24 protein-coding genes are annotated in these 21,794 nt (G+C 69.0%); 4 read left to right on the top strand and 20 right to left on the bottom strand.

What is annotated here, in order from left to right; translation table 11 throughout:
- Positions 1-61: 61 nt before the first annotated feature.
- The 6 genes from hflX to rlmE all read right to left on the bottom strand — a co-directional run bounded on the left by hflX (position 62) and on the right by rlmE (position 6,623).
- On the bottom strand, positions 62-1,387 hold the full coding sequence (hflX, locus tag NUG20_RS09525; protein ID WP_263398090.1) for a ribosome rescue GTPase HflX: 1,326 nt from the start codon (positions 1,385-1,387) through the stop codon (positions 62-64).
- A gap of 26 nt (positions 1,388-1,413) precedes the next feature.
- Positions 1,414-1,689, bottom strand: a complete 276-nt coding sequence (hfq, locus tag NUG20_RS09520; protein WP_009604477.1) for an RNA chaperone Hfq — start codon at positions 1,687-1,689, stop codon at positions 1,414-1,416.
- A gap of 118 nt (positions 1,690-1,807) precedes the next feature.
- Positions 1,808-2,758, bottom strand: a complete 951-nt coding sequence (gene miaA, locus NUG20_RS09515) for a tRNA (adenosine(37)-N6)-dimethylallyltransferase MiaA (protein WP_263398089.1) — start codon at positions 2,756-2,758, stop codon at positions 1,808-1,810.
- Positions 2,758-3,657 (bottom strand): dihydropteroate synthase, encoded by a 900-nt coding sequence (folP, locus tag NUG20_RS09510; protein ID WP_263398088.1) that lies wholly within the window; start codon positions 3,655-3,657, stop codon positions 2,758-2,760. Before folP ends, miaA begins: the two co-directional genes overlap by 1 nt.
- 339 nt (positions 3,658-3,996) lie before the next feature.
- Positions 3,997-5,931: an ATP-dependent zinc metalloprotease FtsH gene (gene ftsH, locus NUG20_RS09505; RefSeq protein ID WP_263398087.1), complete on the bottom strand. Its 1,935-nt coding sequence runs from the start codon at positions 5,929-5,931 to the stop codon at positions 3,997-3,999.
- A gap of 59 nt (positions 5,932-5,990) precedes the next feature.
- Positions 5,991-6,623, bottom strand: a complete 633-nt coding sequence (gene rlmE, locus NUG20_RS09500) for a 23S rRNA (uridine(2552)-2'-O)-methyltransferase RlmE (RefSeq protein ID WP_263398438.1) — start codon at positions 6,621-6,623, stop codon at positions 5,991-5,993.
- A gap of 66 nt (positions 6,624-6,689) precedes the next feature.
- Between rlmE and yhbY the strand changes: the two genes are divergently transcribed.
- Entirely contained in the window at positions 6,690-6,995 is a 306-nt protein-coding gene (gene yhbY, locus NUG20_RS09495) for a ribosome assembly RNA-binding protein YhbY (RefSeq protein ID WP_263398086.1), read from the top strand.
- A gap of 19 nt (positions 6,996-7,014) precedes the next feature.
- Entirely contained in the window at positions 7,015-7,389 is a 375-nt protein-coding gene (locus NUG20_RS09490) for an Mth938-like domain-containing protein (RefSeq protein ID WP_263398085.1), read from the top strand.
- Between the two features lie 378 nt (positions 7,390-7,767).
- On the opposite strand, the gene NUG20_RS09485 is transcribed toward NUG20_RS09490, so the two are convergent.
- The 4 genes from NUG20_RS09485 to surE form a co-directional block, all read right to left on the bottom strand.
- The gene (locus NUG20_RS09485) at positions 7,768-8,580 is read right to left on the bottom strand and encodes a peptidoglycan DD-metalloendopeptidase family protein (protein ID WP_263398084.1); all 813 of its coding nucleotides are present in this window, start codon (positions 8,578-8,580) and stop codon (positions 7,768-7,770) included.
- Positions 8,559-9,173 (bottom strand): YqaA family protein, encoded by a 615-nt coding sequence (locus tag NUG20_RS09480; RefSeq protein WP_263398083.1) that lies wholly within the window; start codon positions 9,171-9,173, stop codon positions 8,559-8,561. The genes NUG20_RS09485 and NUG20_RS09480 overlap by 22 nt, the downstream gene beginning before the upstream one ends.
- Before the next feature lie 79 nt (positions 9,174-9,252).
- A complete protein-coding gene (locus tag NUG20_RS09475; protein ID WP_263398082.1) occupies positions 9,253-9,930 on the bottom strand; it encodes a protein-L-isoaspartate(D-aspartate) O-methyltransferase in 678 nt (225 codons plus the stop codon).
- Positions 9,927-10,706 (bottom strand): 5'/3'-nucleotidase SurE, encoded by a 780-nt coding sequence (surE, locus tag NUG20_RS09470; protein ID WP_263398081.1) that lies wholly within the window; start codon positions 10,704-10,706, stop codon positions 9,927-9,929. The genes NUG20_RS09475 and surE overlap by 4 nt, the downstream gene beginning before the upstream one ends.
- A gap of 101 nt (positions 10,707-10,807) precedes the next feature.
- On the opposite strand from surE, the gene NUG20_RS09465 reads away from it, so the two are divergent.
- Positions 10,808-11,341, top strand: coding sequence for a Smr/MutS family protein (locus tag NUG20_RS09465; protein ID WP_263398080.1), 534 nt, complete (start codon positions 10,808-10,810; stop codon positions 11,339-11,341).
- A gap of 271 nt (positions 11,342-11,612) precedes the next feature.
- On the opposite strand, the gene truD is transcribed toward NUG20_RS09465, so the two are convergent.
- From truD to NUG20_RS09415, 10 genes are all read right to left on the bottom strand, one after another.
- Entirely contained in the window at positions 11,613-12,677 is a 1,065-nt protein-coding gene (truD, locus tag NUG20_RS09460) for a tRNA pseudouridine(13) synthase TruD (protein WP_263398079.1), read from the bottom strand.
- Positions 12,674-13,174: a 2-C-methyl-D-erythritol 2,4-cyclodiphosphate synthase gene (gene ispF / locus NUG20_RS09455; RefSeq protein WP_263398078.1), complete on the bottom strand. Its 501-nt coding sequence runs from the start codon at positions 13,172-13,174 to the stop codon at positions 12,674-12,676. The genes truD and ispF overlap by 4 nt, the downstream gene beginning before the upstream one ends.
- 42 nt (positions 13,175-13,216) lie before the next feature.
- On the bottom strand, positions 13,217-13,687 hold the full coding sequence (locus NUG20_RS09450) for a hypothetical protein (protein WP_263398077.1): 471 nt from the start codon (positions 13,685-13,687) through the stop codon (positions 13,217-13,219).
- On the bottom strand, positions 13,687-14,385 hold the full coding sequence (gene ispD, locus NUG20_RS09445; protein WP_263398437.1) for a 2-C-methyl-D-erythritol 4-phosphate cytidylyltransferase: 699 nt from the start codon (positions 14,383-14,385) through the stop codon (positions 13,687-13,689). Before ispD ends, NUG20_RS09450 begins: the two co-directional genes overlap by 1 nt.
- A complete protein-coding gene (gene ftsB / locus NUG20_RS09440) occupies positions 14,382-14,735 on the bottom strand; it encodes a cell division protein FtsB (protein WP_263398076.1) in 354 nt (117 codons plus the stop codon). Before ftsB ends, ispD begins: the two co-directional genes overlap by 4 nt.
- Before the next feature lie 3 nt (positions 14,736-14,738).
- A complete protein-coding gene (eno, locus tag NUG20_RS09435) occupies positions 14,739-16,031 on the bottom strand; it encodes a phosphopyruvate hydratase (protein ID WP_263398075.1) in 1,293 nt (430 codons plus the stop codon).
- 125 nt (positions 16,032-16,156) lie between these two features.
- Complete coding sequence (locus tag NUG20_RS09430; RefSeq protein ID WP_317852739.1) at positions 16,157-16,444, bottom strand: hypothetical protein; 288 nt, start codon at positions 16,442-16,444, stop codon at positions 16,157-16,159.
- A gap of 71 nt (positions 16,445-16,515) precedes the next feature.
- Entirely contained in the window at positions 16,516-17,346 is an 831-nt protein-coding gene (gene kdsA / locus NUG20_RS09425) for a 3-deoxy-8-phosphooctulonate synthase (RefSeq protein ID WP_263398073.1), read from the bottom strand.
- A gap of 173 nt (positions 17,347-17,519) precedes the next feature.
- Positions 17,520-19,184, bottom strand: coding sequence for a CTP synthase (locus tag NUG20_RS09420; RefSeq protein ID WP_263398072.1), 1,665 nt, complete (start codon positions 19,182-19,184; stop codon positions 17,520-17,522).
- 138 nt (positions 19,185-19,322) lie between these two features.
- Entirely contained in the window at positions 19,323-19,577 is a 255-nt protein-coding gene (locus tag NUG20_RS09415; protein WP_185826391.1) for a hypothetical protein, read from the bottom strand.
- A gap of 168 nt (positions 19,578-19,745) precedes the next feature.
- Between NUG20_RS09415 and parE the strand changes: the two genes are divergently transcribed.
- Entirely contained in the window at positions 19,746-21,635 is a 1,890-nt protein-coding gene (parE, locus tag NUG20_RS09410; protein WP_263398071.1) for a DNA topoisomerase IV subunit B, read from the top strand.
- The last annotated feature ends 159 nt before the right edge of the window (positions 21,636-21,794 follow it).

The following is a 21,794-nucleotide window of genomic DNA, read 5'->3' as shown; positions in this document are numbered from 1 at the left end:
AAACGACTGAGCCGAAGATGCGCCTCGGCGAGTTGACAACAACGTCATCCGCGCACGGCGACTAACGCTGTTGCCATTCCTCTTCCTCGCGCGGCGGCAGCAGCGCGCGGATCGGCGCTCCATCGGCGCTGGCGGCCAGGCGCTCGGCCTCGGTGATCGGGATGTCCACCTGCAGCAGCCAACCGTCCTCGTCGGCCTGCTCGCTGCGGATCACCTGCAGCTGGTGCAGTTGCGAGCGCAGGCGACCGGCGCTGGACGGCAGGCGCAGGCTGCCCTGCACGTGCTGCAGGCCCAGGCGTTGGCCGAGCACGCTCTGCAGCAAGTCCAGGCCGCGTCCGTCGCGCGCCGAGATCCAGACGCGTTCGCGGCGCGCGGCGTCGGGCACGCCGTCCTGCGCGTCGTGGCGCACGTCGGCGCCTTCGATGCGGTCGATCTTGTTGAACACCAGCAGCTGCGGCAGATCGCCGGCGCCGACCGCGTGCAGCACCTCGTCGACCTGGGCGATGCGCTCCTCGCGCAGCGGGTCGGCCGCATCGACCACATGCAGCAGGAAGTCGGCCTCACGCGCCTCGGACAGGGTCGAACGGAACGCGGCGACCAGTTCGTGCGGCAGGTTGCGCACGAAGCCGACGGTGTCGGCCAGCATCGCATTGCCGCCAGGCAGCGCGATGCGGCGCACGGTAGGGTCCAGCGTCGCGAACAGTTGGTCCGCGGCGTAGGCCTCGGCGCCGGTCATCGCATTGAACAGGGTCGACTTGCCGGCGTTGGTATAGCCGACCACCGCGATCCGCGGCAGTTCGCTGCGCACCCGCGCACGGCGCATCTGGGTGTGCTGCACCTCGACCTTTTCCAGCCGCTTCTGCAGCTGCTCGACCCGCTTCTGCAGCAGGCGGCGATCGGTTTCCAGCTGGGTTTCGCCGGGGCCGCGCAGGCCGATCGAACCGCCGCGCTGACGCTCCAGGTGGGTCCAACCGCGTATCAGCCGCGTGGCCATGTGCCGCAGCTGCGCCAGCTCGACCTGCAGCTTGCCCTCGTGGCTGCGCGCGCGCTGCGCGAAGATGTCCAGGATCAACCCGGTGCGGTCGATCACCCGCCGCTCCAGGTATTTCTCCAGATTGCGCTCCTGGCCCGGGCTCAGTGCGTGATTGACCAGGATCAGGTCGGCGCCGGTCGCCTCGGCCGCGGCCTTGACCTCTTCCAGCTTGCCGCTGCCGATCAGCGTCGACGGGCTCGGCTTGTCGATGCGCGCGGTCAGCGTGGCGGCGATCGTGGCACCGGCGGAGCGCGCCAGATCGGCGAACTCCTCCAGCACGTCGTCCTCCACCGGTCCTCCCGCGTAGGGCTGGATCAGCAATGCATGCTCGCCGCGGCGGGAACGGTCAAACACCCGCGGCTCCGTTCTTCAACTGCGTGCTACTCGGCTTCGTCATCTTCCGCACTGCCACCCTCGTTCTGCTGCACATAGCCACCGCCCGGTCCGACGCGCACGTTGCGCGCGGGCACCACGGTGGAAATGGCGTGTTTGTAGACCATCTGGCTCACGGTATTGCGCAACAGCACCACGAACTGGTCGAAGGACTCGATGGTACCCTGCAGCTTGATGCCGTTGACCAGGTACACCGAAACCGGCACCCGTTCGCGACGCAGCGCGTTCAGGAAAGGATCCTGCAAGGATTGCCCCTTGGACATGCTTCACTCCCGTTTATAGTTTTTATGTGCCCGGGTCGGCACTGCAGCTCCCCTGCCGTGGCCCGGACCGCCGATGTTACACAACCGCGGGCACAAGCACAGCGCGGTGCGTAGCCAATCAGCCGAGAAAGTCCGCCACCGCCCCATCCAGACGCGCGCCGTCGCGTTCGGGGTCGAACCAGCGCGCGTCCAGCTCCCCGCGCAGCCAGGTCAGCTGCCGCTTGGCCAGCTGGCGGGTGGCGAAGATCGCGCGCTCGCGGAACGTCGCCGCGTCGCTGGCGCCGTCCAGGTGTTCCCAGGCCTGGCGATAGCCGACCGCGCGCACCGCCGGCAGCTCCAGCGGCTGCGCCGCCTGGCGCATCGCCGGCAGCGCGCGCAGCGCACGCACCTCGTCGAGGAAGCCCTGCGCCAGCATCGCGTCGAAGCGCAGTTCGATGCGCCGGTGCAGCAGCGCGCGCTCGGCCGGCGCCAGCACCAGCTTCAGCACCCGCAACGGCAGCCGCGGCGGCCCCGGCTGCGCCTGCCATTCGCTGATCGGGCGGCCGCTGAGCTGGAATACCTCCAGCGCACGCTGGATGCGCTGGGCATCGCCGGGCCGGATCCGCTGCGCGGCCAGCGGATCGACCTGCCGCAGCTGCGCATGCAGCGCCGCCCAGCCTTCGGCCTGTCCGCGTTCGGCCAGCGCCGCGCGCAGTTGCGGATCGGCCGGCGGCATCGGCGCCAGGCCTTCCAGCAGCGCCCGGAAATACAGCCCGGTGCCGCCGGCCAGGATCGGCAGGCGGCCGCGGGCGACGATCGCGTCCAGCGCGGCGCGCGCGTCCACCGCGAACTCGGCGGCCGAATACGGTTGCCAAGGATCGCGCAGGTCCAGCAGATGGTGCGGCACCCGCGCCAACTGCTGCGCATCGGGCTTGGCCGCACCGATGCTCAAGCCGCGGTACACCAGCGCCGAATCGACGCTGACGATCTCGCCGCCGTAGCGCTCGGCCAGGGCGATCGCCGCGGCGGTCTTGCCGGACGCGGTGGGGCCCATCAGCGCGATCGCGCGCGGGCGCCGGTCCGCCGCCATCAGTCCTCGTCCGGCCAGCGGATCGCGGCGGGCGCGGCGCCGGCGCGCGGCAGCGGCACCGCCGCCAGCGCCTGCCAGACCTTCAACGCGTCCACCGTGGCGGCGACGTCGTGCACGCGCAGCAGCAGCGCGCCGCGCTGCGCCGCCAGCAGGTGCGCCGCCACCGAGCCGGCCACGCGTTGCTCCGGCGCGGTGCGTCCGGTCAGCTCGCCGATGCTGCGCTTGCGCGACAGCCCGGCCATGACCGGCACGCCGAGTTCGACCAGGCGCGACAGCTGCGCCAGCAGTTGCAGGTTGTCGGCGGTGCCCTTGCCGAAGCCGAAGCCCGGATCGACCAGCAAGCGGCGTTTGTCGATGCCGGCCATTTCCGCGGCGAAGATGCGCTCGGCCAGGAACCGGTGCACCTCGCCGACCACGTCGTCGTAGTGCGGCGCGCTGCCCGCGGCGTAGGCGTCCGCGGGCATGTGCATCAGCACCACCGGCACCTGCAGCTGCGCCGCCGCATCCAGCGCGCCGGGCCGGCGCAGAGCCTGGACGTCGTTGATCATGCCGGCACCGGCGGCGACCGCCGCGCGCATCACTTCCGGCTTGAAGGTGTCCACGCTCAACGGCAACGCGGTCTGCGCCGCCAGCCGCTCGATCACCGGGATGACCCGCCGCAATTCCTCTTCCACCGGCACCGGGGTGGCGCCGGGGCGGGTCGATTCGCCGCCGATGTCGAGCAGGTCGGCGCCCTCCTCCGCCAGGCGCAGCCCGTGCGCGACGGCGGCCTCCACCGTCGCATGCGCGCCGCCGTCGGAGAACGAGTCGGGGGTGACGTTGACGATGCCCATCACCCGCGGGCGATCCAGCAGCAGGCGGCGTCCGCCGCAATCCAGGCTCGGCGAAGTGTCGAACATCAGCAGTGCTCCTGGTGGTTGCCGCGATGCACGGGGATGCTGTGCGTGTCCTTGCTTGCCACCGGCGCAGCAGCGCGGAGCATCGTGGCGACCGCGGCGTTGGCAAGCGGCGGCAGCGAAGGACAAGCGAGCGATGGCATAGGCGGACAGTGATAACGGAACGCCATTGTCGCCCAGTCGCAGCGCCTACGACGACCGGCGGCGGGGATGCGCCAAAAGATCGGCCGGAGCGATGCCATCCCTACGCCGGCTGCCCCCCTGCACCGCCAGAGGTGCAAAGCAGACAACAAAAAAGCCAGGGATCGCTCCCTGGCTTTTTTCGGACGGACCTGATCGCGCTTAAAGCTGCTCGGCCGGCCCGGCGATCGGCGGCAGCGGCCGCGAATTGCCCTTGTCGTTGCCGCCGTCCTTGCCGGACTTGCTCCAGCCCACCGGCGGCGGCGGATCGCGGCCTTCCATGATCGCGTCGATCTGCGGCACGTCGATGGTCTCGTACTCCAGCAGCAGGTTGGCCATCACATGCAGCTTGTCCAGATTCTCGGTCAGGATCTGCGTGGTCTTCGCATAGGCCTTGTCGAGGATCGAACGCACCACTTCGTCGATGCGCCGCGCGGTGTCGTCGGACACGCTCTTGTGCTGGGTGACCGAGCGCCCCAGGAACACCTCGTCGTCTTCCTCGCCGTAGGCGATCGGCCCCAGCTCGTCGGACAGGCCCCACTTGGTGACCATGTTGCGCGCCATCTTGGTCGCGCGCTCGATGTCGTTGGAGGCGCCGGTGGTGACCTTGTCGGTGCCGAAGATCAGCTCTTCGGCGACGCGGCCGCCGTACAGCGAGCACAGCTGCGACTGGATCGCGACGCGGTTGATCGAGTACTTGTCGCCTTCCGGCAAGTACATGGTCACGCCCAGCGCACGCCCGCGCGGAATGATCGTGACCTTGTAGACCGGATCGTGCTCCGGCACCAGGCGGCCGACGATCGCGTGGCCGGCCTCGTGGTAGGCGGTCAGCGTCTTCTCTTCCTCGCTCATCGCCATCGAGCGGCGCTCGGCGCCCATCAGGATCTTGTCGCGGGCGCGGTCGAAGTGGTCCATGCGGACTTCCTTGACCGTCTCGCGCGCGGCGAACAGCGCCGCCTCGTTGCACAGGTTGGCCAGGTCGGCGCCGGAGAAACCCGGGGTGCCGCGCGCGATCACCATCGGCTCGACGTCGTCGGCCAGCGGCAGCTTGCGCATGTGCACCTTCAGGATCTGCTCGCGGCCGCGCACGTCCGGCAGGCCGACCACCACCTGGCGGTCGAAACGGCCCGGGCGCAGCAGCGCCGGATCCAGCACGTCAGGACGGTTGGTCGCGGCGATCACGATCACGCCTTCGCCGCCCTCGAACCCGTCCATTTCCACCAGCAACTGGTTCAGGGTCTGCTCGCGCTCGTCGTGACCGCCGCCCAGGCCGGCGCCGCGGTGACGGCCGACCGCGTCGATCTCGTCGATGAAGATGATGCACGGCGCGTGCTTCTTGGCCTGCTCGAACATGTCGCGCACGCGGCTGGCGCCGACGCCGACGAACATCTCGACGAAGTCCGAGCCGGAAATGCTGAAGAACGGCACCTTGGCTTCGCCGGCGATGGCCTTGGCCAGCAGCGTCTTGCCGGTGCCGGGCGGACCGACCATCAACACGCCGCGCGGGATCTTGCCGCCGAGCTTGGTGAACTTGGTCGGATCGCGCAGAAAGTCGACCAGCTCGCCGACCTCTTCCTTGGCCTCGTCGCAGCCGGCGACGTCGGCGAAGGTGATCTTGATCTGGTCCTCGCCCTGCAGCTTGGCGCGCGACTTGCCGAACGACATCGCGCCCTTGGCGCCGCCGCCGCCGCCCTGCATCTGGCGCATGATGAACAGCCAGAAGCCGATGATCAGGATGACCGGCAGGAAGTTCAGCACCAGCGACCAGAAGCTCGGGCCATTGGCCGGCTTCTGCCGGGTCATCTCCACGTTCTTGCTGTACAGCACGTCGACCAGCTTATCGTCGCGCGGCCCGTAGACCGTGCTCTCGCTGCCGTCGCTGCGCTTGAAGCGGATCGCGGTCACCGACAGCCCGGTGTCGTCGGTGAAGTCGACCGACTTCACCCGCCCGGAATCCACTTCCTTGAGGAACTGGGTGTAGGTCACGGTGTCGTTGCCGGCGCCGCCGGCCAGGCGCGGTGAGAAGCTGTTGAACACCACCATCAGCACGACGGCGACGACTACCCACAGCAACAGATTCTTGGTCAAGTCGTTCATCCTCATTGGCTCCGGTGTCCCTTCAACTCGTTCTCGATGCGTGATGCGACGGGTTCAGCTTACTTGATCTGGGCACGCTTGCCCTGCCCGAGGGCATAGACCTCCGGCGAACGCTTGCGCGACGCCGCCGGTTTGCGGATGGACACCTTTTCGTAACGGCGGCGCATCTCGCGGATGTAGTCGTCGGACCCGACGCCCTGGAACAGCTTGATCAGGAACGCCCCGCCCGGTTTGAGGTGGGTATCGGCGAACGCCATCGCCAATTCGGCCAGATGCATCATCCGCGGCTGGTCCACCGCATCCATGCCGCTTTTATTGGGGGCCATATCCGACAGCACAAGGTCTACCGGGTTGCCGCCCAGCATTTCCTCGAACTGCGATAGCACCTCCTCCTCCCTGAAGTCGCCGTGAAGGAACTCCACGCCGGCCAGCGGCGGCATCTCCAGGATGTCCAGCGCCAGCACCCGGCCGCGCTCGCCCAGCGACTTGCGCACCTGCTGCGACCAGCCGCCCGGCGCGGCGCCGAGATCGACCACCAGCATGTCCGGCTTGAGCAGCTTGTCGCGCTGCAGCAACTCTTCCAGCTTGTAGGCGGCACGCGAACGCATGCCTTCGGCCTGGGCCTTCTTCACGAAGGGGTCGGCGAAATGTTCGCGGAGCCAGCGTTGGCTGCTTTTGCTGCGGGTTGCCATGGGATCGCGGTCGTAGTGGACGGCCATGATACCCTGATCGCCCTTGGCAACCCCGTTCCCGCCTGCATGTCGATCAGCCTGACCCCGTCCCAGAACCGCTTCCTGCGCGGCCTGGCGCACGACCTCAAACCCCTGCTGCAGATCGGCGGCAAGGGCATCACGCCGGCCTTCCTGGCCGAACTGGACGAGGTGCTGGAGCGCCACGAACTGGTCAAGGTGAAGGTCGGCGGCGACGACCGCGAGGCCCGCGACACGAGCATCGCCAACCTGGTCGAGCAATCGCACAGCGTGCTGGTGCAGCGCATCGGCCACACCGCGATCCTGTACCGCCCGGCCAAGGAAGACCGCCAGATCGTGCTGCCACGCGGCTGATCCACTGCTCGGTGACATCATGCAGCTGACCCAGGACCTGCCCGACTACGCCTACACCCTGCGCATGGCCGACGGCCGCCAGGCGAAGGTGAACGACCGCTTGCTGACCCGCAGTTTCATCCTCGCCCCGGACACCCTGGTCGAGCACTGGGACGCGCCGGCCGCGGCCGAGCTGCAGCCGCAGCAACTGCAGCCGCTGCTGGAGCTGAACCCGGCGCTGGTGATCCTGGGTACCGGCGAACGCCAGGTATTCCCGCCCGCCGCCGCGCTGGCGCTGTTCCTGACCCGCGGCATCGGCATCGAAGTGATGAACAACGCCGCCGCCGCCCGCACCTACAACGTGCTGGCCGCCGAAGGCCGGCGCGTGGCGGTCGGGTTCCTGCTCGAAGGCTGAGCGACGCCGCGGCCGCCGTCTGCTCTGGTCGCGTTGTCTCCCAATCTGCCGGCGCACTGCGCCGGACCGGCCCGATCGTGATTTCTTGCTCAGCAGGCACAACAGCGGGCTCGACCGTTTGCCCGCTGTAGCGGGCGAATCGACGCCGCTTGCGGTCCACCGGACCGCGCATCGCTGAGCGCCCGGCGCGCTGCACCGGGCCGGGGATCCGCCCAATCGACGACGTGCCGATTACTTGCTGGGCAGATACAACAGCGGGTCGACCGGTTTGCCGTTGTAGCGGGCGAAGCGGCGCCGCTTGCGGTCCACCGGACCGCGCCGCTGAGCGCCCGGCGCGCTGCGCCGGGCCGGGGATCCGCCCAACGAACGACGTGCCGGTTACTTGCTGGGCAGATATAGCAGCGGGTCGACGGGCTTGCCGTTGTAGCGGATCTCGAAGTGCAGCATGTCGCGCGCGGCACCGCTGCGGCCCATCTCGGCGATCTGCTCGCCGGCCTTCACGTTCTGGCCTTCGTTGACCAGGCGCTTGCGGTTGTGGCCGTAGGCCGACAGCCATTGCTCGTTGTGCTTGATGATGATCAGTTCGCCATAGCCGACCAGGCCGGCGCCCGAGTACACCACCACGCCGTCGGCGGCCGCGCGCACCGCCTGGCCGCTGCTGCCGGCGATGTCCACGCCCTGCTTGGTGGTCTCGCCGACGACGAAGCGGCTGACCACCGCGCCTTCGGCCGGCCAGCGCCAGTTGAAGCCGCTGCTGACCGGGGTCGGCGCCGCGACCGGCGGCCGCGTGACGGTTCCCGCGGAACTCGGCGGCGGTACCACTGCAGTGCTACCGGGTCGCGCCACGACCGTGCCACCACCGCCGCCTGGGGGATACAGCTTCAGCGACTGCCCCGGGTAGATCGTGTACGGCGGCGGCAGGCGGTTCCAGGCGGCCAGGTCCTGCGGGCTGATGTTGTTGACGCGGGCGATCGCATACAGCGTGTCGCCGCGGCGCACGCTGACGCTGACCCCGGGCTTGGGCACCGAAGGACGCGCCGCCGGTGCGCCGGACTTGCCGGGCGCGCCGGACGTGCGCACCACGGTGGCGCTGCTGCATGCGCCCAATCCTGCTGCCACCAGCAACCACACGCTGCAACGCAGGCCGTTACGCACCACCCGATCGACGCTCATCCGTACTTCGCTCTCCATAGGACCCACACCACCAGCAGCGCCAGGATCGCCATCGCGATCCAACCGAGCGGTTCGATCCAGCGACGCAACGCGGCTTCCGCGCGCGGCCCGCCCAGGCGGATCGCGCCGGCCACCAGATACACGCGCTTGCCGCGGCCGACCAACATGCTCGCCAGGAACGGTAGCAGCGGGATTCCCACGATGCCTGAGGCCCAGGTAAATATCTTCAGCGGAATCGGGGTGAAACCGGCCAGCACCAGCAGCCAGAAGGCGCGCCACGGCGATTCGGCAACCACTTCGCGCAGATGGCTCACCTGCGCATCGATCTTCTGCGTCCAGCCCAGCCATTCGATCAGCGGCTGCACCGCGGCGAAGGCGAAATGGCCGAGCATGTAGCCGACCAGCGCGCCGGCCAGCGAGCCCATCAGGCTCAGCGTGGCGAACCACAGCGCACGCCGCGGCTGCGCCAGCGACATCGGCGCCAGCATCACCTCTGGCGGCACCGGGAACACGATCGCCTCGGCGAAGCTGAGCCCGGTCAGGAACGCCGGGGCGCGGCGGTGCCGCGACCAGCCGATGGCGCGTTCGTACAACGGCCCGAATATCTTCATCCAACGCAACTCCACTGATTCAATCTGGGGTGATTCAATTCAGGCTGATTCAATTCAGCATGATTCAATCCAGCATGACTCAATCCAGCATGCCCGACAGCAGCGGGACGAAGGTCACCGGCGCCAGGATGTCTTGCTCGATCCGGCCGTCGGCGTCGCGGCGCAGGCGCACCAACGATTGCGACGAAGGGCCGCCGACCGGCGCGACCAGGCAGCCGCCCGGGGCCAACTGCGCGACCAGCGCATCGACCAGCGCCGGCGCCGCGGCGGTGACCACGATCGCATCGTAGGGGCCGTGCTCGGCCCAGCCGATGCGGCCGTCGTCGTGCTTGCTGCGCACGTTCATGCCGAGCTGGCGCAAGCGCTTGCGCGCCTGCCGCAGCAGGTCGCCGATGCGCTCCACCGTATAGACCTCCAGCCCCAGCGCGGCCAGGATCGCGGCCTGGTAGCCGGAGCCGGTGCCCACTTCCAGCACCTTCTTCGGCGCCGCCTCGAGCACGGTCTCGGTCATCCGCGCCACCACCCACGGCTGCGAGATGGTCTGGCCATGGCCGATCGGCAACGCGGTGTCCTCGTAGGCGCGCGAGGCCAGCGCTTCGTCGATGAACAGGTGCCGCGGCACGGTACGCACCGCGTTGAGCACGGCCTCGTCGCCGATGCCGGCCTCGCGCAGGCGCTCGACCAGGCGGTCGCGCACGCGCTGCGAGGTCATGCCGATGCCGATCGCTTCCGGTTGCAGGCGCAGCCGCGGGGTCATGCCGGGTTGTCCAGCGCGGCGGTGAGGCCGCCGACCCAGCTGGCGACTGTCTCCAGCGCCTGGTAGCGGGTCAGGTCGACCTGGATCGGGGTGATCGAGATGAAGCCGGTGCGCACCGCGTGGAAATCGGTGCCGGGGCCGGCGTCCTGCTCGCGGCCGGCCGGGCCGATCCAGTACACGGTGCCGCCGCGCGGGTCCGGCTGCGGCAGGCACGGCTCGGAACGGTGGCGGTTGCCGAGCCGGGTGACCTCGAAGCCCTTGATCTCGCTCCACGGCAGGTCCGGCACGTTGACGTTGAGGATGGTGTCCGCCGGCAGCGGATCGGCCTTCAGCCGCGCCACGATCTCGACCGCGGCGCGCGCGGCGGTCTGGAAGTGCTTCGGCTCGTGGTTGTGGGTGACCAGCGACATCGCCACCGCGGGCAGGCCGAGGAAGCGGCCTTCCATCGCCGCCGACACGGTGCCCGAATAGATCACATCGTCGCCCAGGTTGGCCGAGTTGTTGATCCCGGAAACCACCATGTCCGGCTCGTCGTCGAGCATGCCGGTGAGCGCCAGGTGCACGCAGTCGGTCGGGGTGCCGGCGACGCTGCAGGTGTGCGGGTCGATGCGCTTGATCCGGATCGGCAGATCCAGGGTCAGCGAGTTGCTGGCGCCGGAACGATCGCGGTCGGGTGCGACCACGGTCACTTCGTGGCCCGCACTGCGCAGTTGCTCGGCCAGCATCTTGATGCCGGGGGCGTCGACGCCGTCGTCGTTGCTCACTAGTACGCGCATGGGACTCCTCGGATAACCCGACCATGATACCGGATGCGTCCCCCGCCTTCCGCCCTCATGCACGGCTTGCGCCGCGTGACTGGCGGGTTACGCTGTGCGCCATGTCGCATCCCGAAGACGAAGATCCCGCCGCCCTGTTCCGCGCGGCGATCGGCGCGGTCACGCCGCTCAACGCGACGCCGCCGGCCAACGCCAAGCCGCGGCCGAAGCCGCGCGCGCGCATGGCCGAGCGCGACGACGCCGAGGCGCAGAGCGAATTCCAGCGCCTGCTGCGCGACAGCGCGCCGCTGGAGGCCGGTGACGTGGCCAGCTACCGCCGCGAGAACGTGCCGGCGCGGGTGTTCCAGCGCCTGCGCCGTGGCCAGTTCTCGGCCCAGGACGAACTCGACCTGCACGGCGCCAACGCGGCGCAGGCCGAGGCGCTGCTGCGCCAGTTCATCGCCGAGGCGCATGCGCACGAGTACGGCTGCGTGCGCATCGTGCACGGCAAGGGCCTGCAGTCCGGCGGCATTCCGCTGCTGAAGAATTTGGTCGACCGCCTGCTGCGCCAGCGCAACGACGTGCTGGCGTTCCATTCGGCGCCGCCCACGCAAGGCGGCACCGGGGCGATGCTGGTGCTGCTGGCGCGGCGCTGACCTAGGGCGTGTCATCAATCCCCGAGCAGCCCGCGCCACTCTTGCGCATACATGCGCGGGCAGGGGGAGGGAGGAAGTGAGCTACAGCGATGACACGGCACCGCGCGCGCAAGAGCGGCCCTGCGGGTTGGGTCTGTCAGGCCGCCAGCCGGCGCCGCGCGGCTTGACCTGACCGCCAGTCAGGCGCTGCGCCACGCAGCACCGGCTGGCGACCTGACAGACCCAACGCGACCTGCTCGGGGATTGATGACACGCCCTAGCGCTGCACGGCTCATTCCTGCGCCGCCGGCTCGGCCTGCGCGCCCTGCCCCGCGTCGGCGATCTCGCCCAACTCGTGCAGCACCGCGGTGGCGTAGCTGCCCGGCGGTAAGGCGAAACGCAGCTCCAGCGCGCCATCGTCCGCGTCCAGCCAGCGCCATTGCAGCTCGGCCGCGCGCAAGCGGGTGGCGCGCCGCTCCTGTTTCAGGCCTTCGCGCTCCAGGCCCTCGCGCAGACGCGCCGAGGTCGCATCGTCCAACGCCGCCAGTTCCAGCGCACGCGCCGCATCGGCGCTGCGCAGTTCGCCGGCGCCCCACAGCGGCGCCGAGGGATGGATGTCGAAGCGCTGCAGCCGCTCGGCCAACACCTCGGACCAGGGCTCCGGGCCGAACACGCTGCGGCTGCCGTCGAGCAGCCACACCTCGCCGTCCAGCGCGGCGTCCCAGTTGCCCGCCGCCACGCGCGCGGCCAGCACCCGGTTGAACAGTTCCGAACGGGCAGCCGACAACAGCAGCGAGCGCTGCTCGCGCCGGACCCTGCGCCCGTCGAACATCGCCAACGCGTTGCCGACGTTGCCGCCGTCGCGGCCGAAGCGCTGCTCGCCGAACCAGTTGGGGATGCCGCGCGCGCTGATCTGCGCCAGCCGCGCCTCGATCGCAGCGCGCTCGCCGCGCACCTCGCGCAACACCAGCACGAAGCCATTGCCGGCCAGCGCGCCGCGCGGCAGCTTGCGGTTGTGCCACTGCGCCTGCAGTACCTGCAGGTCCTCGCTGTGCAGCGCCTCCAGCGCCGGCGCCACGCGCTTGGGCAGGTGCACCGAGAAGCGCTGGGTGGTGACCGCGTGCCGGTCCTTCATGCCGGCATAGCCGATCGCCATGTCCGCCACGCCGGCCCATTGCGCCAGGCGGCGCGCGGCGAAGGCGGTGTTCATGCCGCGCTTGCGCACGGTCAGCAACAGGTGCTCGCCCTCGCCGCTGGGCTCGAACGCGGGCAGTTCGTCGACCTGAAAGTCTTCGGCGACGCTGCGCATGCGCGCCTGCAGCGGCGCGGCGCCGAACGCGCGCGGCAAGTCGCTCACAGCGCCACCAGCAGCACCGCCGCCTGCGCCGCGATGCCTTCGCCGCGGCCGGTGAAGCCCAGCTTTTCGCTGGTGGTGGCCTTGACGCTGACGCGGTCGATGCCGACCTGCAGCAGCGCGGCCAGGCGTTCGCGCATCGCCAGCGCATGCGGGCCGACCTTCGGCCGCTCGCAGATCACGGTGACGTCGGCGTTGCCGAGCTGCCAGCCGCGCTCGCGCAGCAGCTGCTCGCAATGGCTCAGGAACTGCGCGCTGTCGGCACCCTTCCAGCGCGCGTCCGACGGCGGGAAATGCTGGCCGATGTCGCCCAGCGCCAGCGCGCCGAGCAGCGCGTCGCACAGCGCGTGGATCACCACGTCGCCGTCGCTGTGCGCGAGCACGCCGCGTTCGTGCGCCACGCGCACGCCGCCGAGCATCACGTGGTCGCCCTCGCCGAAGGCGTGCACGTCGTAGCCCTGGCCGATGCGGAAGGGGGGAAGCGCGGCGTTGTCGGCCATATCGATCCTATGTGTGAGTGCCGGCGACCGGTCGCATCGCCATCAGGCGCGACCGTTCAACGCGAGCACGAATGCCTGAAATTCGGCGGGCGGCGCAGACCCGGAACCGGAATCGTCCTGCGCGCCCCAGGCCGGGTTGAGCCAGTCGTCGTGCACCACGCTGGCGACGACATCGCGCAGCGCCACCGCTATGGGCGCGCGCGCGAACGGCAGGCGCCCATGCGAGGACGAGACCAGGCTGAAACGCAACTGCCGCACCTGGCGGTCGTGCCAGCAGTAAAAGGTCATCGCCGGTGCCGCGGCGTCGATCAATGCGGCATGCCGGCTGGCGGCGACCGCCTCCACGAAGCGCGTCACCGTCTCCGTGTCGATGCCTGCGTTCTGGTCCTCGCGCGGCGAGAACGCCCACAGGTTGGCCTGCGCCTCGCGCGCGATGTCCAGCGGGTCGCGCACGATCGCGTCGCATTCGGCCAGCTGCAGCCACGCATGGGCGACGGACACTTCGAACCTCATCACCCGTTCCGCTGGAACAACGCGAACTCGAAGCGCGCCAGATCCGCCGGGGTGGTGACCTTGAAATTGTCTTCGGCGCCCTCGACCAGCAGCGGCCGCAGGCCCAGCAACTCCATCGCCATCGCATCGTCGGTGACCTCGACCCCGGCCGCCGCGGCCTGTTCCAGCGCCCGGGTGAGCTGCAGGCGCCGGAACAGCTGCGGGGTCAGCGCGCGCCACAGCCGCTCGCGCGGCTCGGTGGCGTCGATGCCGCCATCGTCGCCGGCACGCTTGAGCGTGTCGCGCACCGGTGCGGCCAGGATCGCGCCGACCGGATCGCCGCGCCCGGTTTCCAGCAGCCGGTCCAGGTCGGCCAGCGCCAGGTTCGGCCGCGCCGCATCGTGCACCAGCACGAAATCGTCCGCCTTGACCGTCTCCGGCAAGGCCTCCAGCGCGGCCAGCACCGAATCGGCGCGACTGCTGCCGCCGACGCAGGTCAGCACCGGCTTGCCGGCCACATCGGTCCAGCCCGGCCAGTCGGCATCGTCGGCGCCCAACGCGACCATCGCCCCGGCCACCGCCGGATGCGCCAGCAAGGCCTGCAGCGCATACGCGATCAACGGCTGCCCGCCGGCCTGCAGATACTGTTTGGGCACGGGACTGCCGAAGCGGTTGCCGCGACCGGCGGCCGGCACCACGGCCCAGACCGTGGCCATCAGGGTTGTTCGCTCGGCGCAGCCGGCGCCTGCGCCGGCGCGCCGTCGGCGGCCGGCGCGGTCGGCACCGGCGCATCCTCGACCACGCGGTAGAACTTTTCGCCCGGTTTGATCATGCCCAGTTCGCTACGCGCGCGCTCCTCGATCGCCGCCTCGCCGTCCTTGAGGTCCTTGACCTCGGCGGCGAGTGCGGCATTGCGTTGCTGCAGGCCTTCGTTATCGCGCTTCTGGTGCTCGACCTGGCTTTCAAGCACCAGGACCTCGCCGGAATTGCCCGGACCGAACCAGAAACGGTACTGCAGCCACGCCAGCAGTCCGGCCAGCACCAGCAGCAGCCAGCGCCAGTTGCGCACGGCCTACCGCTTGAGCGAGACGAATGCGTCGCGCCCCGCGTAGCGCGCACCGCTGCCCAGCGCTTCCTCGATCCGCAGCAGCTGGTTGTACTTGGCCACGCGGTCGCTGCGGCACAGCGAGCCGGTCTTGATCTGGGTGGCGGTGGTGGCCACGGCGATGTCGGCGATGGTGGTGTCCTCGGTCTCGCCGGACCGGTGCGAGACGATCGCCGCGTAGCCGGCCTTGTCGGCCATCGCGATCGCTTCCAGGGTCTCGGTCAGGGTGCCGATCTGGTTGACCTTGATCAGGATCGCATTGGCGGTGCCGGATTCGATGCCCTGCCTGAAGATCTTCGGGTTGGTCACGAACAGGTCGTCGCCGACCAGCTGCACCTTGCTGCCGAGGCGGTCGGTCAGCAGCTTCCAGCCGGCCCAGTCGTCCTCGGCCAGGCCGTCCTCGATGCTGACGATCGGGTACTGCGCGGCCCAGTCGGCGAGGAAGTCGACGAACTGCTCGCTGGTCAGGCGCTTGCCCTCGCCCACCAGGTGGTACTTGCCGTTGTCGTAGAACTCGCTGGAAGCCACGTCCAGGCCCAGCAGCACGTCTTCGCCGGCGGTGTAGCCGGCCTTGCCGATCGCCTCGAGGATGGTATCCAGCGCTTCCACGTTGCTGCGGAAGTCCGGCGCGAAGCCGCCTTCGTCGCCGACCGCAGTGGACAGGCCATGGCCCTTCAGCACCGCTTTGAGCGCGTGGAAGATCTCGGTGCCGGCGCGCAGCGCCTCGGAGAACGAAGCGGCGCCGACCGGCAGCACCATGAATTCCTGGAAATCGACGTTGTTGTCGGCATGCGCGCCGCCGTTGATGATGTTCATCATCGGCACCGGCAGTGCCACGTTGGCGGTGTTGGCGCCGGCCAGGTACTGCCACAGCGCCTGCTTGCGCGAAGCCGCCACCGCGTGCGCGTTGGCCAGCGAGACGCCGAGCAGCGCGTTGGCGCCCAGGCGGCCCTTGTTCTCGGTGCCGTCGAGGTCGATCAGGCGCCGGTCCAAGCCCTGCTGGTCGGCCGCGTCGAAGCCCTGCAGCGCGTTGGCGATGGTGGTGTTGACGTTCTCCACCGCCTTGCGCACGCCCTTGCCCAGGTAACGGGTCTTGTCGCCGTCGCGCAGCTCGACCGCTTCCTTGGTGCCGGTGGACGCACCCGACGGCACCGCGGCGCGGCCCAGCGAGCCGTCGGCCAGCGTGACTTCCGCTTCGAGCGTGGGATTGCCGCGGGAATCGAGGATCTCGCGGGCGTGGATCTTGGCGATAGTGGTCATAGGTCCGATCGGTTACCAGTAAGGGGGAAAGTACACCGGAAACAAGCTGCCGGATTATCGCCGCACACCGTCCCATTGCCAAATCGCACGGGGCTGAGACGCGCGACGGGCCGGCCAATGCGCCGCTAGGCCGTCAAGCCCAGCAGCGACACGCCAAACAAAAGCGCCAACACCAGCAGCAGCGCGAGCGCGATGGCCGCTGCGGCAGGTTGGCGACGTAGCCAGAACGCCGCCGGGCTGGCGATGAGGCACGCCACGGTCAGCAGCGCGCCCACCACCAGCGTGACCAGCATCGGGATCCGCGTGGCCTGCATTGCATGGCTGCCGTCGCCCGGCATGCCGATGCTGGCGGCGACCAGGAACGCCATGACGGCCAGACAGGCCCAGGCACCGATCGACAGGGCCAACGCCATCCAGCCCCAGGGCCAATGGCGCCAGTGCCGGCGCTGCCGGCGCGACGCCGCCAGCGCCCATGGGTCGGACGTCATGCGAAGCGCGCGAACCCGTGCTTCTTGGTTACCGTGTCCAGTTCCATCAGCGTTTCGAGCAGCTCTTCCATACGGTCCAGCGGCCAGGCGTTGGGGCCGTCGGACAGGGCCTTGGACGGGTCCGGATGGGTCTCGGCGAACAGGCCGGAGATGCCCACCGCCACTGCGGCACGCGCCAGCACCGGCACGAATTCGCGCTGGCCGCCGGAGCTGCTGCCCTGCCCGCCCGGCAACTGCACCGAATGGGTGGCGTCGAACACCACCGGGCAACCGGTGTCGCGCATCACGCTGAGCGAGCGCATGTCGCTGACCAGGTTGTTGTAGCCGAAGCTGGCGCCGCGTTCGCAGACCATGATCTGCTCGTTGCCGGTCGACTTTGCCTTGTCCACCACCGGCTTCATGTCCCACGGCGCGAGGAACTGGCCCTTCTTGATGTTGACCGGCTTGCCGGCGGCGCAGACGTTCTTGATGAAGTCGGTCTGGCGCACCAGGAACGCCGGCGTCTGCAGCACGTCGACCACCGCAGCGACTTCGTTCATGGGGGTGTACTCGTGCACGTCGGTCAGCACCGGCACGCCGATCTGCCGCTTCACCGCATCCAGCACCTTCAGGCCTTCTTCCAGGCCCGGGCCGCGGAAGCTGGTGCCGGAGGTGCGGTTGGCCTTGTCGAAGCTCGACTTGAAGATGAAGTTGATCCCCAGCCTGCCGGTGATCTCCTTGAGCTTGCCGGCCACGTCCAACTGCAGCTGCATCGACTCGATCACGCACGGGCCGGCGATCAGGAACAGCGGCTGGTCAAGGCCGACTTCGAAGTCACACAGTTTCATCAGGTCACCTATTGGGTTGAGCCCCTCTCCCATTGGGAGAGGGGTTGGGGTGAGGGTGCGGGCGAAGCCTCGAGGAGTTCAGGCGCGCGAGGCTTCGCCCGTACCCTCATCCGGCGCTTCGCGCCACCTTCCCCCGAAAAGGGGGCCATGGTCCCGGAGGGAGAAGGGATCAATCAGGCGCGCGCTTCCTTCAACAGCTTGCCGCCGGCCTTGCGCTCGCGCGCGGCGCGCACGAAGCCGATGAACAGCGGGTGGCCGTCGCGCGGGGTGGACAGGAACTCCGGGTGCGCCTGGCAGGCCAGGAACCACGGGTGGGTCTCGCGCGGCAGCTCGACCATCTCCACCAGCGTGTCGTCCATCGACTTGGCCGAGACCACCAGGCCGGCGTCCTCCAACTGCGTGCGGTAGCGGTTGTTGAACTCGTAGCGGTGACGGTGGCGCTCGGACACCACGTCCTTGGCGTACAGCTCGCGCGCCAGCGTGCCCGGCTTGAGCCGCTGTTCCTGCAGGCCCAGGCGCATGGTGCCGCCGAGGTCGGACTTCTCGTCGCGCTTCTCGACGTCGCCGGTGGCGGTGCGCCACTCGGTGATCAGTCCGATCACCGGGTACGGCGACTGGCGGTCGTTCTCGGTGCTGTTGGCGCCGTCCAGGCCGGCGACATGGCGCGCATAGTCGACCACCGCGGCCTGCATGCCGTAGCAGATGCCGAAGTACGGCACGCCGTGCTCGCGCGCATAGCGCGAGGTCAGCACCTTGCCTTCGAAACCGCGGTCGCCGAAGCCGCCGGGGACCAGGATGCCGTCCACGTCGGCCAGCGCCGACAGGTCGCTGCCTTCCAGTTCCTGCGCCTCCAGCCACTTCAAGGTGACCTTGGTGCGCTGGCGCAGGCCGCCGTGCTTGAGCGCCTCGCCGACCGACTTGTACGCGTCCTGGTGGTCGACGTACTTGCCGACCACGGCGATGGTGACCTCGTCGAGCGGATGCTTGGTTGCGTCGACCACCGCTTCCCATTCGGACAGGTTGGCCGGGCCGACCTTGTCGCGCAGCTTGAACTGGTCGATGACGATCTCGTCCAGGCCCTGGCGGTGCAGTTCCAGCGGCATGCCGTAGAGCACGTCGATGTCGGCGGCGCTGATCACCGCGCGCTCGGAGACGTTGGTGAACAGCGCGATCTTGCGCCGCTCCGAATCCGGGATCGCCTTCTCCGAGCGGCACAGCAGCACATCGGGCTGGATGCCGATCGAGCGCAGTTCCTTGACCGAATGCTGGGTCGGCTTGGTCTTCAGTTCGCCGGCGGCGGCGATGTACGGCACCAGGGTGAGATGCATGAACATCGCCCGTTCCGCACCGCGCTCGGTGCGCACCTGGCGGATCGCCTCCAGGAACGGAAGCGATTCGATGTCGCCGACGGTGCCGCCGATCTCCACCAGGGCCACGTCGAAACCGGCGGTGGCTTCGTCGACGCAGCGGCGGATCTCGTCGGTGATGTGCGGGATCACCTGCACGGTGGCGCCGAGATAGTCGCCGCGGCGCTCCTTGCGGATCACGTTCTCGTAGATGCGGCCGGTGGTGACCGAATTCTTGCGCGACAGGCGGGTGCGCACGAAGCGCTCGTAGTGGCCCAGGTCCAGGTCGGTTTCGGCGCCGTCGTCGGTGACATACACCTCGCCGTGCTGGAACGGGCTCATCGTGCCCGGGTCGACGTTGATGTAGGGGTCCAGCTTCATCATCGTGACCGACAGGCCACGTGCTTCGAGGATGGACGCAAGCGAAGCGGCCGCGATGCCCTTGCCAAGCGAGGACACTACGCCGCCGGTAACGAAGATCAGGGGGGTCATGGCTCTAAGGCCTCCCGGAAAGCCATAGTTTAACGGGTGAAGCCGATTTGCCCAAGCGCTTTCGGACGAATCGACCGCACATAAAGAAAAACGCCCCGGCGGCAACCGGGGCGTCGCAAGGCAAAACAGGGCGCGCGATCAGGGCTTGCGCGCTTCCTCTTCTTCCTCTTTCTTCGGCGCGGCCGCGTCCTTGCCGGCCTTGTGCTCGGCCGCTGCGGCGGCGCGGCGCTTGGCCTTGGCGTCGGCTTCGGCCTTTTCCTTCGCGACCTGCGCCTCGTAGGCGGCAGCGCCGGAGGTGGCCGGATCGGGGCTCTGCGCCTGGGCCATCGCCACCGGGATTGCCACCGCGGCGGCGACCAGCGCGGCCAGGGTCAACAGCTTGCGAACGTTCATGGCGTACTCCTTGGGTGAGGCTGCAACGACAATGGGGATGCCGCCGCGGTTTTTCCAGAGCCAGGCTAGCCCATCGCCACGGCACCGGCCCTGAACACCGGCGACGTGCAAAAAACCGCCGCAGACCGCACACTTTCCGAATCTGCTTCGCGCCACCTGTTGAGACGCATGAATACCCGCTACAACGCCGCCGACATCGAAGTTCTCTCTGGCCTGGACCCGGTCAAGCGCCGGCCGGGCATGTACACCGACACCGCCCGCCCCAACCACCTGGCGCAGGAAGTCATCGACAATGCGGTGGACGAGGCGCTGGCCGGCCACGCCCGGCACATCGAGGTGACCCTGTTCAAGGACGGCAGCTGCGAAGTGTCCGACGACGGCCGCGGCATGCCGGTGGACATCCATCCGGAGGAGAAGATTTCCGGCGTCGAGCTGATCCTGACCCGGCTGCATGCGGGCGGCAAGTTCAACGACCGCAACTACACCTTCAGCGGCGGCCTGCACGGGGTCGGCGTCAGCGTGGTCAACGCGCTGTCGAAGAAGGTCGAGTTGTTCATCAAGCGCGACGGCAACGAATACCGGATGGAATTCGCCGACGGCTTCCCGGCGTCCAAGCTGGAGATCGTCGGCAGCGTCGGCAAGAAGAACACCGGCACGCGCCTGCGCTTCTGGGCCGACCCCAAGTATTTCGACACGCCCAAGTTCGCGGTGCGCGCGCTGCGCCACCTGCTGCGCGCCAAGGCGGTGCTGTGCCCCGGGCTGACCGTGAAGCTGCACGACGAGGCGACCGGCGAGCAGGACACCTGGTATTTCGAGGACGGCCTGCGCGATTACCTCAAGGGCGAGCTGTCCGAGCGCGAGCTGCTGCCGGCCGACCTGTTCGTCGGCAACCTGAAGAAGGACCGCGAGATCGTCGACTGGGCGGTGGCCTGGGTCGCCGACGGCGAGCTGGTGCAGGAAAGCTACGTCAACCTGATCCCGACCGCGCAGCACGGCACCCACGTCAACGGCCTGCGCAGCGGTTTCACCGACGCGCTGCGCGAGTTCTGCGACTTCCGCAACCTGCTGCCGCGCGGCGTCAAGCTGGCGCCGGAAGACGTGTGGGACCGCGTCACCTTCGTGCTGTCGCTGAAGATGACCGACCCGCAGTTCAGCGGCCAGACCAAGGAACGCCTGTCCTCGCGCCAGGCCGCCGGCTTCATCGAAGGCGCCGCGCACGATGCCTTCAGCCTGTGGCTGAACCAGAACGTGGAAACCGGCACGCGCATCGCGCAGATCGCGATCGACCGCGCCAGCGCGCGGCTGAAGACCGAAAAGCAGATCACCCGCAAGAAGGTCACCTCCGGCCCCGCCCTGCCCGGCAAGCTGGCCGACTGCATCAGCCAGGACCTGTCACGCACCGAGCTGTTCCTGGTGGAAGGCGACTCGGCCGGCGGCAGCGCCAAGCAGGCGCGCGACAAGGACTTCCAGGCGATCCTGCCGCTGCGCGGCAAGATCCTCAACACCTGGGAAGTGGCCTCCGGCAGCGTGCTGGCCTCCGAGGAAGTGCACAACCTGGCGATCGCGATCGGCTGCGATCCGGGCAAGGACGACATCAGCGGGCTGCGCTACGGCAAAGTGGTGATCCTGGCCGACGCCGACTCCGACGGGCTGCACATCGCCACCCTGCTGACCGCGCTGTTCCTGCGCCACTTCCCCGCGCTGGTCGATGCCGGCCACGTGTTCGTGGCGATGCCGCCGCTGTTCCGCGTGGACGTGGGCAAGCAGGTGTTCTACGCGTTGGACGAGGAAGAGAAGCGCTCGCTGCTGGAGAAGATCGCGCGCGAGAAGCTCAAGGGCCAGCTCAGCGTGACACGCTTCAAGGGACTGGGCGAAATGAACCCGCAGCAGTTGCGCGAATCGACCATCCATCCGGACACGCGGCGGCTGGTGCAGCTGACCGTCGACGCAGGCGACGAGACCGCATCGCTGATGGACATGCTGCTGGCCAAGAAGCGCGCCGGCGACCGCAAGCAGTGGCTGGAGAGCAAGGGCGACCTGGCGTCGCTGGAGGTCTGAGGCGTTTCGTCGGGATCGATGCTTCGGGATTCGGTGCGGTCGCCCGCTTCTTGCGACCCGCTGCTTGATCGCCGCTCGATGATCCGCGACCGCGATGCAATAGCGACAGGTATTGCATTGCGCGCCTGGCCTCATTGCAGTCGGGACTGAAGTCCCTCC

The sequence above is a fragment of the Xanthomonas sp. CFBP 8443 genome, from assembly GCF_025666195.1.
Lineage (GTDB): Bacteria > Pseudomonadota > Gammaproteobacteria > Xanthomonadales > Xanthomonadaceae > Xanthomonas_A.
The sequence above is the reverse complement of the archived record's forward strand: the minus strand, read 5'-3'. Positions and strand labels throughout refer to the sequence as shown.